13 protein-coding genes and 2 tRNA genes are annotated in these 14,762 nt (G+C 69.0%); 8 read left to right on the plus strand and 7 right to left on the minus strand.

Annotation, left to right across the window (positions count from 1 at the left end):
* The first annotated feature begins 27 nt into the window (after nt 1–27).
* The 8 genes from WFQ05_RS00430 (at nt 28) to WFQ05_RS00465 (ending at nt 8,233) form a co-directional block, all read left to right on the plus strand.
* Nucleotides 28–519 (plus strand): nicotinamide-nucleotide amidohydrolase family protein, encoded by a 492-nt coding sequence (locus WFQ05_RS00430; protein WP_130518983.1) that lies wholly within the window; start codon nt 28–30, stop codon nt 517–519.
* 17 nt (nt 520–536) lie between these two features.
* Nucleotides 537–2,204 (plus strand): AarF/UbiB family protein, encoded by a 1,668-nt coding sequence (locus WFQ05_RS00435; RefSeq protein WP_130519312.1) that lies wholly within the window; start codon nt 537–539, stop codon nt 2,202–2,204.
* A 202-nt stretch (nt 2,205–2,406) separates the two neighbouring features.
* Complete coding sequence (gene lexA, locus WFQ05_RS00440) at nt 2,407–3,054, plus strand: transcriptional repressor LexA (protein ID WP_130522173.1); 648 nt, start codon at nt 2,407–2,409, stop codon at nt 3,052–3,054.
* 173 nt (nt 3,055–3,227) lie between these two features.
* Nucleotides 3,228–4,262 carry a recombinase RecA gene (gene recA / locus WFQ05_RS00445; RefSeq protein ID WP_130518973.1) on the plus strand — a complete coding sequence of 345 codons (1,035 nt, stop codon included), beginning with the start codon at nt 3,228–3,230 and terminating at the stop codon, nt 4,260–4,262.
* 164 nt (nt 4,263–4,426) lie between these two features.
* The gene (gene recX, locus WFQ05_RS00450; protein ID WP_286577321.1) at nt 4,427–4,948 is read left to right on the plus strand and encodes a recombination regulator RecX; all 522 of its coding nucleotides are present in this window, start codon (nt 4,427–4,429) and stop codon (nt 4,946–4,948) included.
* Between the two features lie 115 nt (nt 4,949–5,063).
* Complete coding sequence (alaS, locus tag WFQ05_RS00455; protein ID WP_337052190.1) at nt 5,064–7,712, plus strand: alanine--tRNA ligase; 2,649 nt, start codon at nt 5,064–5,066, stop codon at nt 7,710–7,712.
* Nucleotides 7,713–7,855: 143 nt separating this feature from the next.
* Complete coding sequence (csrA, locus tag WFQ05_RS00460) at nt 7,856–8,065, plus strand: carbon storage regulator CsrA (RefSeq protein ID WP_130518967.1); 210 nt, start codon at nt 7,856–7,858, stop codon at nt 8,063–8,065.
* A 75-nt stretch (nt 8,066–8,140) separates the two neighbouring features.
* A tRNA-Ser gene (locus WFQ05_RS00465) sits at nt 8,141–8,233 on the plus strand.
* 419 nt (nt 8,234–8,652) lie between these two features.
* On the opposite strand, the gene WFQ05_RS00470 is transcribed toward WFQ05_RS00465, so the two are convergent.
* From WFQ05_RS00470 to WFQ05_RS00500, 7 genes are all read right to left on the minus strand, one after another.
* Nucleotides 8,653–8,729: transfer RNA gene (locus tag WFQ05_RS00470), tRNA-Arg, on the minus strand.
* A 143-nt stretch (nt 8,730–8,872) separates the two neighbouring features.
* Nucleotides 8,873–9,880, minus strand: a complete 1,008-nt coding sequence (locus WFQ05_RS00475) for an NAD-dependent epimerase (protein ID WP_337052191.1) — start codon at nt 9,878–9,880, stop codon at nt 8,873–8,875.
* A gap of 34 nt (nt 9,881–9,914) precedes the next feature.
* Nucleotides 9,915–11,198: a nucleotide sugar dehydrogenase gene (locus WFQ05_RS00480; protein WP_337052192.1), complete on the minus strand. Its 1,284-nt coding sequence runs from the start codon at nt 11,196–11,198 to the stop codon at nt 9,915–9,917.
* Nucleotides 11,199–11,267: 69 nt separating this feature from the next.
* Nucleotides 11,268–12,116 carry an alpha/beta hydrolase gene (locus tag WFQ05_RS00485; protein WP_337052193.1) on the minus strand — a complete coding sequence of 283 codons (849 nt, stop codon included), beginning with the start codon at nt 12,114–12,116 and terminating at the stop codon, nt 11,268–11,270.
* Nucleotides 12,117–12,176: 60 nt separating this feature from the next.
* Nucleotides 12,177–13,580: a PhoH family protein gene (locus tag WFQ05_RS00490; RefSeq protein WP_130518959.1), complete on the minus strand. Its 1,404-nt coding sequence runs from the start codon at nt 13,578–13,580 to the stop codon at nt 12,177–12,179.
* Nucleotides 13,581–13,662: 82 nt separating this feature from the next.
* Nucleotides 13,663–14,145: a peroxiredoxin gene (locus tag WFQ05_RS00495; protein ID WP_130518957.1), complete on the minus strand. Its 483-nt coding sequence runs from the start codon at nt 14,143–14,145 to the stop codon at nt 13,663–13,665.
* A 2-nt stretch (nt 14,146–14,147) separates the two neighbouring features.
* Nucleotides 14,148–14,723, minus strand: a complete 576-nt coding sequence (locus tag WFQ05_RS00500; protein WP_130518955.1) for a glycine cleavage system protein R — start codon at nt 14,721–14,723, stop codon at nt 14,148–14,150.
* Nucleotides 14,724–14,762 lie beyond the last annotated feature (39 nt).

Raw genomic sequence — 14,762 nt, forward strand, 5'->3', positions numbered from 1 at the left:
ACGGACCTGCCTGACCCTGGACGCCCCATGCCGCCTTCCGATGCCGAACTGACCCAACTGGCCACCGCGGTCGGCCAGCGCCTGCACGAGCAGCGCGACCGCCTGGTCACCGCCGAGAGCTGCACCGGCGGCTGGATCGCCAAGGCCATGACCGACATCGCCGGCTCCTCGGCCTGGTTCGACTGCGGCATGGCCGCCTATAGCTACGAGGCCAAGCAGGCGATGCTGGGCGTGCGCCCGCAGACCCTGGAGACCTTCGGCGCGGTCAGCCGCGAGACGGTGATCGAGATGGTCTCCGGCGCGCTGGTCAATTCCGGCGCCAGCGTGGCCGTGGCGGTGACCGGCATCGCCGGCCCCGGCGGCGGCAGCGAGGACAAGCCGGTGGGCACGGTGTGGATCGGCTGGAAACGGCGCGGCGGCTACGCCCGCGCCCAGGTGTTCCACTTCGACGGCGACCGCGACGCGGTGCGCCGCCAGACCGTGGCCGCGGCGTTGAGCGGGCTGGGTCAGGCGCTGTGAACAAGCCCCACGGCGCGCTGTGGGAGACCCTGTCCACCGTGCGCGACCTGGGGCGCATCCAGGAGATCGCCACTGTGCTGGTGCGCTACGGCTTCGGCGACGTGGCCCGGCGTATCGGCATGACCGGCGCGCTGGAGAAGGCCGGCCGCCTGCTGCGCCTGGAGCACGCCGAGGAATACCTGACCATGTCCACGCCCGAGCGCCTGCGCCGGGCGCTGCAGGAGCTAGGACCGACCTTCATCAAGCTGGGCCAGATCCTGGCCACGCGCGTGGACCTGCTGGGGCCGGAGTTCCTGCGCGAGCTGGGCCAGCTGCAGAACAACGTGCCGGCGCTGGACTTCGAGCTGATCCGCGCGCAGGTGCGCGAGGACCTGGGCGCCGAGCCCGAGGCGGTGTTCGCCCGCATCGACACCACCGCGCTGGCCGCCGCCTCGCTGGCCCAGACCCACCGCGCCTGGCTCGCCGATGGCACCGCGGTGATCCTCAAGATCCGCCGGCCCGGCATCCGCGAGACGATCGAGGCCGACCTGCGCCTGCTGGCGCGGCTGGCCGAGATCGTCCAGGCGCGCGCGCCGGAGCTGCGCCGCTACCGCCCGCGCGAGATGGTGCGGCAGTTCACCGCCTCCCTGCGCAACGAGCTGGACTTCGCGGCCGAATGCCATAACGCCGAGCGCATCGCGGCCAACTTCGCCGGCCACCCGGAGATGGTCGTGCCCAAGGTCTACTGGGCCTGGACCAGCGAGCGGCTGAACGTGCAGGCCTTCGTCGAGGGCATCCCCGGCGCGGACATCGCCGGGGTGGAGGCCGCCGGCCTGGACCGGCGCGGCCTGGCCCAGGCCGGGGCGGACATCGTGATGAAGATGGTGCTGGAGGACGGCCTGTTCCACGCCGACCCGCACCCGGGCAACCTGTTCTATCTGCCCGACGGGCGCATCGCGGTGATCGACTTCGGCATGGTCGGTCACGTCAGCGCCCCGCGCCGGGCGCAGATCGCGCGGCTGCTCTACGGCATGGTGGCCCAGCAGCCGCAGGACGTGGCCGACATCCTGATCGACTGGGCCGGCGATGCCGAGGTGGACGAGGAACGCCTGCAGGCCGACATCGACGAGATGATCGACCAGTACCGCGGCCTGCCGCTCAAGGACCTGCGCATGGGCCGGATGCTGCTGGGCATCTCGGCGCTACTGCGCGAACATGGCCTGGTGCTGCCGGGCGACCTGGCGCTGATGGTCAAGGCCTTCCTGACCCTGGAGGGCCTGGGCCGCCTGCTGGACCCCGAATTCGACATGGCCGGCCAGGCGCGGCCGTTCCTGGAGCGGGCGATGCTGCGGCGCTATGCGCCGCGCCGGCTCGCCCGCCGCGGTCAGCGCGCCCTGGCCGGATCGCTGGACCTGCTCGAGGACCTGCCGCGCGAACTGCGCCGGCTGCTGCGCCGCTACGGCCGCGGCAACATCCAGCTGGAAGTCACAAGCCTGCGCCCGTTCGGCAACCAGTTCGCCCATGCGGTCAACCGGCTGACCATGGGCATCATCACCGCCGCGCTGATCGTGGGCTCCTCGATCGTGATCGACAGCGGTGGCGTGCCCAGCCGCTTCCGCACCGCCCTGGGACTGGCCGGCTTCATCGGCGCGGGCCTGTGCGGCGTGGTGTTGCTGGTGTGGACGGTGCGCAGCGGACGGCGCTGAAAGCGCGCCGAATCAAGCGCTGCACGAGGCAGGCCGAGTTCGACAAGGCGCGGGTGCCGGCGTGGCCTGGTTTGAGCGGGGCAGTAGCGATGGCGCAGGGGCCCACTGTCGGGTATGCGCCTGGCTCGTCTGCGCCACGCCGCCATCATCGGAGCGACCGCGCGCTTGCAAGGGTGATTTGTTAGTAGTATTACTACTAACCATGGAGCTCACCGACACCCAGCAGACCATCCTGGCCTTGATCGCCGAGCGGCTCGAGGCCGATGGCATGCCGCCCTCGCAGACCGAGATCGCCCGCGCGCTGGGCTTCAAGGGCGTGCGCGCCGCGCAGTATCACCTGGAGGCCCTGGAGGCCGCCGGTGCCATCGAGCGCATCCCCGGCCGGGCACGCGGCATCCGCCTGCTGCACGCGCCGCAGCCGGCCCAGGCCGCGATGCAGTTCGCGCCGGCCAACGACGATGCCTCCGCCTTGCGCTTGCCGGTGCTGGGCCGGGTCGCGGCCGGCGCGCCGATCGGCGCCGACGCCGACCATCACGACTACGTGGTGCTGGACCGGGTGTTCTTCTCGCCCTCGCCGGACTACCTGCTCAAGGTCAAGGGCGATTCGATGCGCGATGAGGGCATCTTCGACGGCGACTTGATCGGCGTGCACCGCACCGGCGAGGCGCGCAGCGGCCAGATCGTGGTGGCGCGCATCGATGAGGAGATCACCGTCAAGCTGCTGAAGATCGGCCGCGACTCGATCCGCCTGCTGCCGCGCAACCCGGACTACTCGCCCATCGACGTGCGCCCGGACCAGGACTTCGCCATCGAAGGCCTGTACTGCGGCCTGGTGCGGCCGAACCGGTGATGTCCCACGTTTCGGTCCGGACTTTTCCGACCCGCGACGGCGGCATCGCCCGCTGCCCCCGGCCAGGCGCACGGCGCACCGTTGCAGCACGGCTCGCCGATGTCTCAATCCGTGCGATCCACCTGCTCTAGATTGCTCCCATCACCTCACCACACCTTCCAAGGACACTGACAATGGACGAGAACAAGAAGCGCGCCCTGGCCGCGGCCCTGACCCAGATCGAGCGCCAGTTCGGCAAGGGCTCGGTGATGCGCATGGGCGACCGCGTCATCGAGGCCACCGAGGTGATCCCGACCGGGTCGCTGATGCTGGACATCGCGCTGGGCATCGGCGGCCTGCCCAAGGGCCGCGTGGTCGAGATCTACGGGCCCGAGTCCTCCGGCAAGACCACCCTGACCCTGCAGGCCATCGCCGAGTGCCAGAAGCAGGGCGGCACGGCCGCCTTCATCGACGCCGAGCACGCGCTGGACCCGATCTATGCCGGCAAGCTGGGCGTCAACGTCGACGACCTGCTGCTGTCCCAGCCCGACACCGGCGAGCAGGCGCTGGAAATCGCCGACATGCTGGTGCGCTCGAATTCGGTGGACATCGTGGTCATCGACTCGGTCGCCGCGCTGACGCCCAAGGCCGAAATCGAAGGCGAGATGGGCGACCAGCTGCCTGGCCTGCAGGCCCGCCTGATGAGCCAGGCCCTGCGCAAGCTGACCGGCAACATCAAGCGCTCCAACACCTTGGTGATCTTCATCAACCAGCTGCGCATGAAGATCGGCGTGATGATGCCCGGCCAGAGCCCGGAAACCACCACCGGCGGCAACGCCCTGAAGTTCTACGCCTCGGTGCGCCTGGACATCCGCCGCATCGGCGCGATCAAGAAGGGCGACGAGATCATCGGCAACCAGACCCGCATCAAGGTCGTCAAGAACAAGATGGCCCCGCCGTTCAAGCAGGTCGTCACCGAGATCCTGTACGGCGAGGGCATCAGCCGCGAGGGCGAGCTGATCGACATGGGCGTGGAGGCCAAGATCGTGGACAAGGCCGGCGCCTGGTACAGCTACGGCTCCGAGCGCATCGGCCAGGGCAAGGACAACTCGCGCACCTACCTGCGCGAGAACCCCGAGGTGGCCGCCAAGCTGGAAGCCGAGCTGCGCGAGAAGTTCCAGCCGGCCGAGGTGGCCGGTCGTGAGAACGACGAAGGCGATGACGCCTGATTGCATCCGTTCCTCGCAGGTCGGCGCTGCTGTCAGTGGCGGCGCCGGCCTGCGCGGGGCGACCTTTCAAGACCGAGTACGACGGCGGCGCCCTCGCGGGCGGCGCCGTTCTGCGTTCGGGTTGGGACGGATCGGCCCCGACGCCGGCGTCCGGGTGTCCGGCCATGGATGAGCACGACGCGCCCGATGTGTCCGACGCGGCCGCGGCAGAGCAGGGCACCAGGCCGCGCCGTCGCCGGCCCGAGCCCACGCCGGTCCAGCGCGCCCTGTCGCTGCTGGTCCGCCGCGAGCACTCGCGCAAGGAGCTGACCCGCAAGCTGACCGCGCGCGGCGTCCAGGCCGAGGAGGCCAGGGCTGCCGTCGAGCGCCTGGCCGGGGAGGGCTGGCAGGACGACGCCCGGTTCGCCGAGTCCCTGGTCCGCAGCCGCGTAGCCGCCGGCTACGGCCCGCGCTACATCCAGGTCGAGCTGGAAACCCATGGCCTGGACGCGGCCCAGGTGGACAAGGCCCTGGCCAGTTTCGAGGGCGACTGGCGCGAGCTGGCCCGCGACCTGGTCGCCCGGCGCTTCGGCCCCGAGCGGCTGGAAGACCTGTCCGCCCAGCGCAAGGCGGCCGACCTGCTGCTGCGGCGCGGCTTCGACGGCGAGGCGGTGCGTGCGGTCCTGCGCGGGCTGCCGGAGGACTGAGCCGCCCGGCTTTGTTACCCTTTGCGGTTCAAGGTTGTCTCAAGGGCAGGTCGCATCCATCTAGAGGGGATCCGCGGCCTGTTTTGCCAGCCGCTCGCCCATTGCCCGCGCCCACATGACCGCCCCCACTTTCAGCAGCAGCCAGGTCCGTCAGGACTTCCTCGATTTCTTCCGCGCCAAGGGCCACACCATCGTGCCCTCGGCTCCGCTGGTGCCGGGCAACGACCCGACCCTGCTGTTCACCAATTCGGGCATGGTCCAGTTCAAGGACGTGTTCCTCGGCGCGGAGAAGCGCAGCTACGTGCGCGCGGCCGACGTCCAGCGCTGCCTGCGCGCCGGCGGCAAGCACAACGACCTGGATTCGGTCGGCTATACCGCGCGCCACCACACCTTCTTCGAAATGCTGGGCAACTGGTCCTTCGGCGACTACTTCAAGAAGGAGGCCATCGCCTGGGCCTGGGAGCTGCTGACCCAGGTCTGGAAGCTGCCGGCCGAGCGCCTGCTGGTCACCGTCTACCACACCGACGATGAGGCCTACGGCCTGTGGCACGACGTGATCGGCGTGCCCGCCGAGCGCATCGTCCGTATCGGCGACAACAAGGGCGCGCCCTACGCCTCGGATAACTTCTGGCAGATGGCCGACACCGGCCCGTGCGGGCCGTGCACCGAGATCTTCTACGACCACGGCGCGCACATCGCCGGCGGCCCGCCGGGCTCGCCGGACGAGGACGGCGACCGCTTCATCGAGATCTGGAACCTGGTGTTCATGCAGTTCGACCGCCAGCCCGACGGCACCCTGGTGCCGCTGCCGGCCCCGTGCGTGGACACCGGCATGGGCCTGGAGCGGCTGGTGGCGGTGCTGCAGCACGTGCACAGCAACTACGAGATCGACCTGTTCCAGACGCTGATTCGCAAGGCCGCCGAGCTCACCGGCACCGCCGACCTGGAGAACAAGTCGCTGCGCGTGATCGCCGATCACATCCGCGCCTGTTCGTTCCTGATCGTGGACGGCGTGCTGCCCTCCAACGAAGGCCGCGGCTACGTGCTGCGCCGGATCATCCGCCGCGCCCTGCGCCATGGCTGGATGCTGGGCGTGCGCCAGCCGTTCTTCAGCCAGCTGGTGCCGACCCTGGTGGCGCTGATGGGCGAGGCTTACCCGGAGTTGGCGCAGAAGCAGGACTTCGTCGAGCGCGCGCTGCGCGCCGAGGAAGAGCGCTTCGCCGAGACCCTCGACGCCGGCATGCGCATCTTCGAGGACGTGGCCGCGCGCGCGCAGGGCAGCATTCCCGGCGCCGACGCGTTCCGCCTGTACGACACCTACGGCTTCCCGGTCGACCTGACCGCCGACATCGCCCGCGAGCGCGGCATGGACGTGGACATGGCCGGCTTCGAGGCGGCCATGGAGCAGCAGCGCCAGACCGCGCGCGCGGCCGGCAAGTTCTCCGGCGGCACCGCGCTGCCGGCCGAACTGGTCGCACAGCTTACGCCGACCGAGTTCCTGGGCTACGAGCAGCTGCAGGCTGATGACCTGAAGATCGTGGCCCTCCTGCACGACGGTCGCCCGGTGCAGCGCCTGGAGGCCGGCCAGTCCGGTCTGGTGCTGCTGGATCGCACCCCGTTCTACGCCGAGTCCGGCGGCCAGGTCGGCGACACCGGCCGGCTGCAGGGCGCCGGTGGCGCGTTCGCGGTCAGCGACACGCTCAAGCTGGCCGGCCAGTTCCACGGTCACCTGGGCCAGGTCGAGCACGGCGCGCTGGCGGTCGGCGATGTCGTCGCCGGCGAGATCGACGCCCAGCGCCGCGGCGCGACCATCCTCAACCATTCGGCCACCCACCTGCTGCACGCCGCGCTGCGCTCGCTGCTGGGCACCCACGTGCAGCAGAAGGGCTCGCTGGTGGCGCCGGACCGGCTGCGCTTCGACTTCTCTCACTTCCAGCCGGTGAGCCCGGCGGAGCTGGCCGAGATCGAACGCCGGGTCAACGCCGAGGTCCGCGCCAACCACCAGGCCGAGATCCACAACATGGGCATGCAGGAGGCCCTGGACTTCGGCGCGATGGCGCTGTTCGGCGAGAAGTACGGCGAGCGCGTGCGCGTGCTGCGCATGGGCGATACCTCGACCGAGCTGTGCGGCGGCACCCATGTGCAGCGCACCGGCGACATCGGCTTGTTCAAGATCGTCAGCGAAAGCGGCGTGTCCGCCGGCGTGCGCCGCATCGAGGCGGTGACCGGGCAGGGCGCGCTGGACTATGTCGATGGCGAGGAGCGTCGCCTGAGCGAGGCCGCCGGCCTGCTCGGCGGCAGCGCGGCCGAGGTGGTCGAGCGCATCCGCCAGCTCACCGAGCGCCAGCGCAAGCTGGAGCGCGAGCTGGAAAGCCTCAAGGCCAAGGCCGCTTCCGGCGCCACCGCGGACCTGGCCGGCCAGGCGGTCGAGGTGGACGGCATCAAGGTCCTGGCGGCGCGTCTGGAAGGCTTCGACGCCAAGGCCCTGCGCGATGCAGTGGACCGCCTCAAGCAGCAGTTGGGCGACACCGTGATCCTGCTGGCCGGCACCGAGGGCGGCAAGGCGGCCCTGGTGGCCGGCGTGAACGGTGCCGCAATGGGCCGGGTCAAGGCGGGGGAACTGCTGGGTCACGTCGCCGGTCTGATTGGCGGCAAGGGCGGCGGTCGCCCGGACCTGGCCCAGGGTGGTGGCGAGGACGGGCCCGCCCTTGCTTCTGCGCTGGCTGGGGTCACTTCTTGGGTGGCGCAGCGCCTGGCGGCATAAGCCCGACGCCTTTTCCCTTGCGGCTGGAGGTGACCGGCCGCTACCATGTTTCACGTCCATGAACTTATCTGGAAGCGTTTTTGGCACTACGCGGGCCAAATGCTTCCACCGGCTATACGCTAGCCGGCCTACGGAGAATTGAAATGCTGATCTTGACTCGCCGTGTCGGCGAAACCCTGATGATCGGAGATTCGGTCTCAGTCACCGTCCTCGGCGTGAAAGGCAACCAGGTGCGCATCGGGATCACCGCGCCAAAGGACGTTGCCGTGCATCGCGAGGAGATCTACCAGCGCATCCAGCGTGGCGATGAGGCCGGCGCCGACGATCGCGTAGAAGGCAACAGCTCCAACTGACAGAATGTTTGCCGTGGAGGCGCTCAGCCGGTATCCTTGCCGGCCGTCGCGCAATGCCACGGCACGATGTTGTTCGGAGTGATGCCCGAGAGGCCGAAGGGGCTCCCCTGCTAAGGGAGTATAGGGTCAAAAGCTCTATCGAGGGTTCGAATCCCTCTCACTCCGCCAGTCCTTGAAACCCGCCTTCCGGCGGGTTTTTCGTATGCGCGATTCGATCGCCGAAGTGCGGAATCGAATGCATGCCTGGCCTTCCATTGCCGCGCGTGTGGCGCGCATTCGCGCCTAAGCGCGGCGTGCGATCGCGATGGCATTCGGCGTGCGCCGTGCGAGGGGCCAGGCGCATGCGCCTCGACGATTCACCGTGAGGGCTCCTGTAGTGCAATGGCGTAAGTAGCGACTACTGGACCACGCAAAGCGCAGCGACTCGGCTATCGCAACGACGCGCACAGACGGTCCGCGCGTTGTGCCGTGACATCGGCTCGGAAGTGCCGAAGAGAAGCCGGGGTGCCCCGGAACCGCGCCATGGATCGGCGGAAAACAGGCAACAAAAAAGCCAGTGGAGTCCACTGGCTTTCTTGTCTTTGTAGTGGCGCGCCCGGAGAGATTCGAACTCCCGACCGCCTGGTTCGTAGCCAGGTACTCTATCCAGCTGAGCTACGGGCGCGCTGCGAAGGAGCGAGATTATTCGGGTTTCGGGCCATCGCGTCAACACCTTTTCTCAACTTTTGTAGCGTGCCGCCGCCGATGCTGTCTCGGCGCCGTCGCCAGGCGGGCTGCATGCAGTCGGTGCGCGCGATCCGCCGCGCTTTAGACCCCGTAATACGCCCGGTACCACGCCACGAACGCGGCGATGCCGGTCTGGATGGTCGTGGACGGCGCGTAGCCCACGTCGCGCTGCAGGGCGCTGACGTCGGCGAAGGTATCGGGCACATCGCCAGGCTGCAGCGGCAGCAGCTTGCGCACGGCCTTGACGCCGAGCGCGCGCTCCAGGGTGTCGATGTAGTCCAGCAGCTGCACCGGCGCGCTGTTGCCGATGTTGTAGACCCGGTACGGCGCATCCGAGGTGGCGGGGTTGGGCTGCAGCGGGTCGTAGTGCGGATCGGGCCCGGGAACATGATCGAGCGTGCGGATCACGCCTTCGACGATGTCGTCGATGTAGGTGAAGTCGCGCGTGTGCTGGCCGTTGTTGAACAGCTCGATCGGCTCACCGGCCAGGATGCGCCGGGTGAACTGGAACAGCGCCATGTCCGGCCGACCCCAGGGGCCGTAGACGGTGAAGAAGCGCAGGCCCGTGGTCGGCAGGCGATACAGATGGCTGTAGGTGTGCGCCATCAGCTCGTTGGCCTTCTTGCTGGCCGCGTACAGGCTCAAGGGATGATCGACGCTGTCCTCCACGGCGAACGGCAGCTTGCGGTTGCCGCCGTAGACCGAACTGGACGAGGCGTAGACCAGGTGCCCGACCTCGCGATGGCGGCAGGCCTCCAGGATGTTCATGAAGCCGACCAGATTGCTTTCCACATAGGCGTGCGGATTGACCAGCGAATAGCGCACGCCGGCCTGCGCGGCGAGGTTGACCACCCGCTCGGGCTTGAACGCGTCGAACGCCGCCTCCAGCGCCGGCCTGTCTTCCAGCGCGCCATGGACAAACTCGAAACCCGGCTGCCCGGTCAGGCGCGCCAGGCGCGCCTGCTTGAGCGTGGGGTCGTAGTAGTCGTTGAGGTTGTCGTAGCCCAGCACGCTGTCGCCGCGCGCCAGCAGGCGCTCGCTCAGGCGCGCGCCGATGAAACCGGCCGCGCCGGTGACCAGGATCTTCATAGTGTGGATCTCGTCTTCGAAATCATGGGAAGCGTCACAGGCGCGCATCGACCAGGCTGCGGTCCAGCACGCGCTGCACGTCGAACAGCACGCCGTCCTGGCGCAGCAGCGCGCGGATGCCGGCGGCGCCCAGGGCGATGAACTCGCGGTGCGCCACGGCCAGGATCACCGCGTCGTAGTGCGCCGCCGCAGGTGCGTCCAGCAGGGTCAGGCCGTATTCGTGGCGCGCCTGCTGCGCACCGACCCAGGGATCGTGGATGTCAGGCGCGATGCCGAACTGGCCCAGCTCGGCCACGATGTCCACCACGCGCGTGTTGCGCAGGTCCGGGCAGTCCTGCTTGAACGCCAGGCCCAGCACCAGCACCCGCGCGCCGGCCACGGCCAGGCCGCGTTGGGCCATCAGCTTGATCGTGCGCTGGGCCACGTGCGCGCCCATGCCGTCGTTGATGCGGCGTCCGGCCAGGATCACTTCCGGGTGATGGCCGACCTGCTGCGCCTTGTGGGTGAGGTAGTACGGGTCCACGCCGATGCAGTGGCCGCCGACCAGGCCGGGCTTGAAGCCGAGGAAGTTCCACTTGGTGCCGGCCGCGGCCAGCACGTCGCCGGTATCGATCCCCAAGCGATGGAACAGCAGGGCCAGTTCGTTGACCAAGGCGATGTTGACGTCGCGCTGGGTGTTCTCGATCACCTTGGCCGCCTCGGCCACGCGGATGCTCGGCGCGCAGTGCGTTCCGGCCGGCACGATCGCGCGGTAGAGCGCGTCCACGCGCGCGGCCGCCTCCGGGGTCGAGCCGGAGGTCACCTTGACGATGGTCTCCAGCCGATGGGCGCGGTCGCCCGGGTTGATGCGCTCGGGGCTGTAGCCGGCATGGAAGTCGCGGTTGAACACCAGGCCCGATTCGGCCTCGATGATCGGCACGCAGATCTCTTCGGTCGCGCCGGGGTAGACGGTGGATTCGAAGATCGCCAGACCTCCGCGGCGGATCGCGCGTCCCACCGTGCGGCTGGCCGCCTCCAAGGCGCTCATGTCGGGGCGCTTGTAAGCATCGACCGGCGTGGGCACGGTGACGATGAAGACCTCGCAGCCGGCCAGGTCGGCCGCATCGTCGCTGCAGCGCAGGCCGGTGGCCGCGCGCAGCGCCTCGCTCGAGGTCTCCAGCGTGCGGTCGTGGCCCGTCTGCAGTTCGGCCACGCGCGTGGCATCCAGGTCGTAGCCGATCGTGGCGGTCTGCCTGCCGAAGGCCACCGCCAGCGGCAGGCCGACATAGCCCAGGCCGATGATGGCGATCTTCGGTGCCGGGGAAAGCGTGAGGGACATGCGCGTGTCGTTGGAAGGGGTCCGGCGCATAGCATCGCATCGCGCCGCCATCGGCGCGACGGACGCAGCTCAGTCGAGCGAAGCCGCCAGTCGCTGCGCGACCGGATCCGGTTTGCGCATCCAGGCGAAGTGATCGGGCGTGGTCCCAAGCGCCTGACGGTCCAGCACGTCCACGCTGCGTGGACTGGCGTGCGTGAACTTCTCCATCAGTGCGCGCAGCGAGGCCGGCGGCCCCAGCCAGTCCTGCGCGAACAGCAGTCCGGTCATCGGGATCGTGCATGCGGCCATGGCGGCGTCAATGTCCATGTCCATGCCTTGACCGGCGTAGCGCCCGCCCAGGCCCACGCGGCTCCAGTCCTCGATCAGGCCGCGCGCCTCGTTGCCGCCGAAGCCGATGCGATGGCCGGGCAGGGCGCCGCGACGGCGCGCAAGCCAAGGCAGGAACCGGTACGCCAGCGGCAGCAACGGTCCGCGCGGCAGCGGGAAGGTGCGCCAGTACGGCGTGCCGCTGGCGACCAGCCACAGCGCGTCGAAGGGCGTGTCGGTCAGTGCCGCGTGGCAGCCGGCCAGTTGTCCGCCCAGGCTGTGGCCGCCGATCAGGCACGGCAGGCCGGGCTGGGCCTCGCGCATCGCCTGCGCGCTGACGGGGAGATCGAGCGTCAGCAGCTGGCGATAGCCCCAGTCCACCTCGCGCGAGGCACGCCAGCTGCTGCTGCCATGGCCGCGCGCCTCATGCAGGAACACGGAGATGCCGCGTTCGGCCAGGGCCTCGGCCAGCGGCACATAGTGGCGTGCCGCCACGCCCAGCGCCGGCAGCCACAGCAGGCTGGCCCGCGGCTGGGCCGGGACGCGGCGCAGCAGCGTCCAGCGATGGCCGTCGCTGGCCTGCAGCGGCAGGCCCTCGTGCGCCTCAGCCATGGCCCCGCGCCTCGTGCCGCCTGCGCCGTGGCCCAGACCGGCGCGCGCCGGCCGCTATCGTCACAGCACTTCCGAGGCGAAGTCGGCCAGGCGCGAGCGCTCGCCGCGACGCAGGGTGATGTGCGCGCTGTGCGCCCAGCCCTTGAAGCGGTCCACCGCGTAGGTCAGGCCCGAGGTGGTCTCGGTCAGGTACGGGGTGTCGATCTGCTCGACGTTGCCCAGGCACACGATCTTGGTGCCAGGACCTGCGCGGGTGATCAGCGTCTTCATCTGCTTGGGCGTGAGGTTCTGCGCCTCGTCGATGATCAGGTAGCGGCTGAGGAAGGTGCGGCCGCGCATGAAGTTCATCGAACGGATCTTGATGCGGCTGGCGAGCAGGTCGTTGGTCGCCTGCCGGCCCCAGGCGCCGCCTTCCTGGTTATGCGTGAGCACTTCCAGGTTGTCGGTCAGCGCGCCCATCCACGGCGTCATCTTTTCTTCCTCGGTGCCGGGCAGGAAGCCGATGTCCTCGCCCACGCTGACCGTGGCGCGGGTCATGATGATCTCGCGGTAGCGCTGCTGGTCCATGGTCTGGGCCAGGCCCGCGGCCAGCGCCAACAGCGTCTTGCCGGTGCCGGCGGTGCCGAGCAGGCTGACGAAATCGATCTCCGGGTCCATCAGCGCGTTGAGCGCGAAGTTCTGCTCGCGGTTGCGCGCGCTGATGCCCCATACCGCATGCTGGCCGCCGCGGAAGTCGTCGACCAGCGTCAGCGTGGCCTTGCCGTCCGGGTTGACCTTGACCACGCGCAGCTCGACTTCGTCCTCGCCCGGCAGGTAGAGGTACTGGTTGGGGAACCAGTCCTCCTCATCGGCCATGGTCACCTCGTAGCTGGTGCGCCCGCCCTTGTCGCTCCAGGACTTCAGGTCGCCCTGGTGGCGATGCCAGAAGTCCTCCGGCAGCTGCGTGGCGCCGGTGTAGAGCAGGCTGAAGTCGTCCAGCGCGCGGTCGTTCTCGTAGTCCTCGGCGACCAGGCCGCTGATCGAGGCCTTGATGCGCAGGTTGATGTCCTTGGACACCAGGATCACCGGCGTGCCCGGATGCTCCTCGCGCAGCTGCAGCACCGCGGCCAGGATCTTGTTGTCCGGCGCGATGGTGCCGAAGGTGCGGCCCGGGTCGACCGGCTTGAGCTGGAAGTGCAGCTGGCCGATCTGCGAGGGCTGGCGCAGGCTCAGGCCCTGCGGATGGACCAGCGTGATGCCCAGCTGGATCTGCTGGGCGTCGGCGCCGACGATGAGCTCATTGAGGAAGCGGCTGACCTGGCGCGCGTTGCGGCTGACTTCGGACATGCCCTTCTTGGCATTGTCCAGTTCCTCGATCACCTGCATGGGCAGGAACACATCGTGTTCCTCGAACTTGAACAGCGCGGTCGGGTCGTGCATCAAGACGTTGGTGTCCAGCACGTAGATGCGCTTGCTTCGGGTCATCGGCGGTTCCTGTTGGACGGACAGCAGCAGGCCACCACGGCCCGCGGGGCGGGGTGGTGGGGGTAAAGGAAAACAGTGGGGGTCACTGGGATCGGGCGGCCTTGAGCGCGTCGAGCACGGCCTGGGCGTGGCCGGCGACCTTGACCTTGCGCCATGCCTGCACGATGCGCGCGTCGGGCGAGATCAGAAAGGTGCTGCGTTCGATCCCCAGCACCTGGCGGCCGTACATGTTCTTCTCGCGGATCACGTCGAAGGCCTTGCACAGTGCCTCGTCGGCATCGCTGACCAGCGGGAAGTCGAATCCCTGCTTGGCGCAGAAGTTGTCGTGCGACTTGACCGAATCGCGCGAGACGCCCAGCACCGTGGCGTCCAGCTGCCGGAACTGCGGCAGCAGCGCGTTGAACTCCAGCCCCTCGGTGGTGCAGCCCGGCGTGCTGTCTTTCGGATAGAAGTACAGCACCAGCCAGTGGCCGGCGAAATCGGCAAGCGTGGTGGAGGTGCCGCCGGACAGGGCGAGCGGCAGTTTCAGGGTGGACTTGGACAGGGCCTGGGCGGCAGGTGCCATCGTCAGAACTTCATGGGGTCCATGATCGCGTCCAGGTTCAGATGGTCGCAGAATTCGAGGAAATCGTCGCGCAGCGCGGCGATGTGCATGTTGGCCGGCACGCCGATGGTGACCTGCGCCGAGAACATCTCCGCACCGGTCTGCATCGCGCGATAGCGCGTGGACTGCAGGTTCTCGATGGTGATGCCTTGGCGGTCGAAGAAATCGGCCAGCTGGAACAGGATGCCCGGCTTGTCGGCGGCCACCACCTCGACGATGTAGGGCAGCAGGTTGGACTGCACGACCTTGGCGGCGGTGCGGTACCAGATCAGCTTGAGGCCTTCCTCGCGCTCGAGGCGGGTCAGCATGGCCTCCAGCTTGGCTACCGCGTCCCAGGAACCGGTGGCCAGCGCCGTCACCGACACGTCCCGCCCGACCGTGGACAGCCGCGCATCGACCAGGTTGCAGCCCGAATCGGCGATCCGACGCGTCACACCCAGCAGGGGCGACTCCGGATGCGTCGTGTAGGCGTTGATCAGGAGGTGGTTTTCGTTCGGCGAAGGCCGGGGCGTGGTGTCAGTCAAAGGGGCTTCCGGCATTGCAACGAGTCTGAATGGCGCCCGGGAGGGGCCGGTGAA

Source organism: Pseudoxanthomonas sp. USHLN014 (assembly GCF_037153335.1).
Taxonomy (GTDB): Bacteria; Pseudomonadota; Gammaproteobacteria; order Xanthomonadales; family Xanthomonadaceae; genus Pseudoxanthomonas_A; species Pseudoxanthomonas_A winnipegensis.

What these genes read in the sequence shown, in the direction of transcription:
- WFQ05_RS00430 (WP_130518983.1), top strand. Translation starts at nt 28, where the DNA reads ATGCCGCCTTCCGATGCCGAACTGACCCAACTGGCCACCGCGGTCGGC.
- lexA (WP_130522173.1), top strand. Translation starts at nt 2,407, where the DNA reads ATGGAGCTCACCGACACCCAGCAGACCATCCTGGCCTTGATCGCCGAG.
- recA (WP_130518973.1), top strand. Translation starts at nt 3,228, where the DNA reads ATGGACGAGAACAAGAAGCGCGCCCTGGCCGCGGCCCTGACCCAGATC.
- recX (WP_286577321.1), top strand. Translation starts at nt 4,427, where the DNA reads ATGGATGAGCACGACGCGCCCGATGTGTCCGACGCGGCCGCGGCAGAG.
- alaS (WP_337052190.1), top strand. Translation starts at nt 5,064, where the DNA reads ATGACCGCCCCCACTTTCAGCAGCAGCCAGGTCCGTCAGGACTTCCTC.
- csrA (WP_130518967.1), top strand. Translation starts at nt 7,856, where the DNA reads ATGCTGATCTTGACTCGCCGTGTCGGCGAAACCCTGATGATCGGAGAT.
- WFQ05_RS00475 (WP_337052191.1), bottom strand. Translation starts at nt 9,880, where the DNA reads ATGAAGATCCTGGTCACCGGCGCGGCCGGTTTCATCGGCGCGCGCCTG.
- WFQ05_RS00480 (WP_337052192.1), bottom strand. Translation starts at nt 11,198, where the DNA reads ATGTCCCTCACGCTTTCCCCGGCACCGAAGATCGCCATCATCGGCCTG.
- WFQ05_RS00485 (WP_337052193.1), bottom strand. Translation starts at nt 12,116, where the DNA reads ATGGCTGAGGCGCACGAGGGCCTGCCGCTGCAGGCCAGCGACGGCCAT.
- WFQ05_RS00490 (WP_130518959.1), bottom strand. Translation starts at nt 13,580, where the DNA reads ATGACCCGAAGCAAGCGCATCTACGTGCTGGACACCAACGTCTTGATG.
- WFQ05_RS00495 (WP_130518957.1), bottom strand. Translation starts at nt 14,145, where the DNA reads ATGGCACCTGCCGCCCAGGCCCTGTCCAAGTCCACCCTGAAACTGCCG.
- WFQ05_RS00500 (WP_130518955.1), bottom strand. Translation starts at nt 14,723, where the DNA reads ATGCCGGAAGCCCCTTTGACTGACACCACGCCCCGGCCTTCGCCGAAC.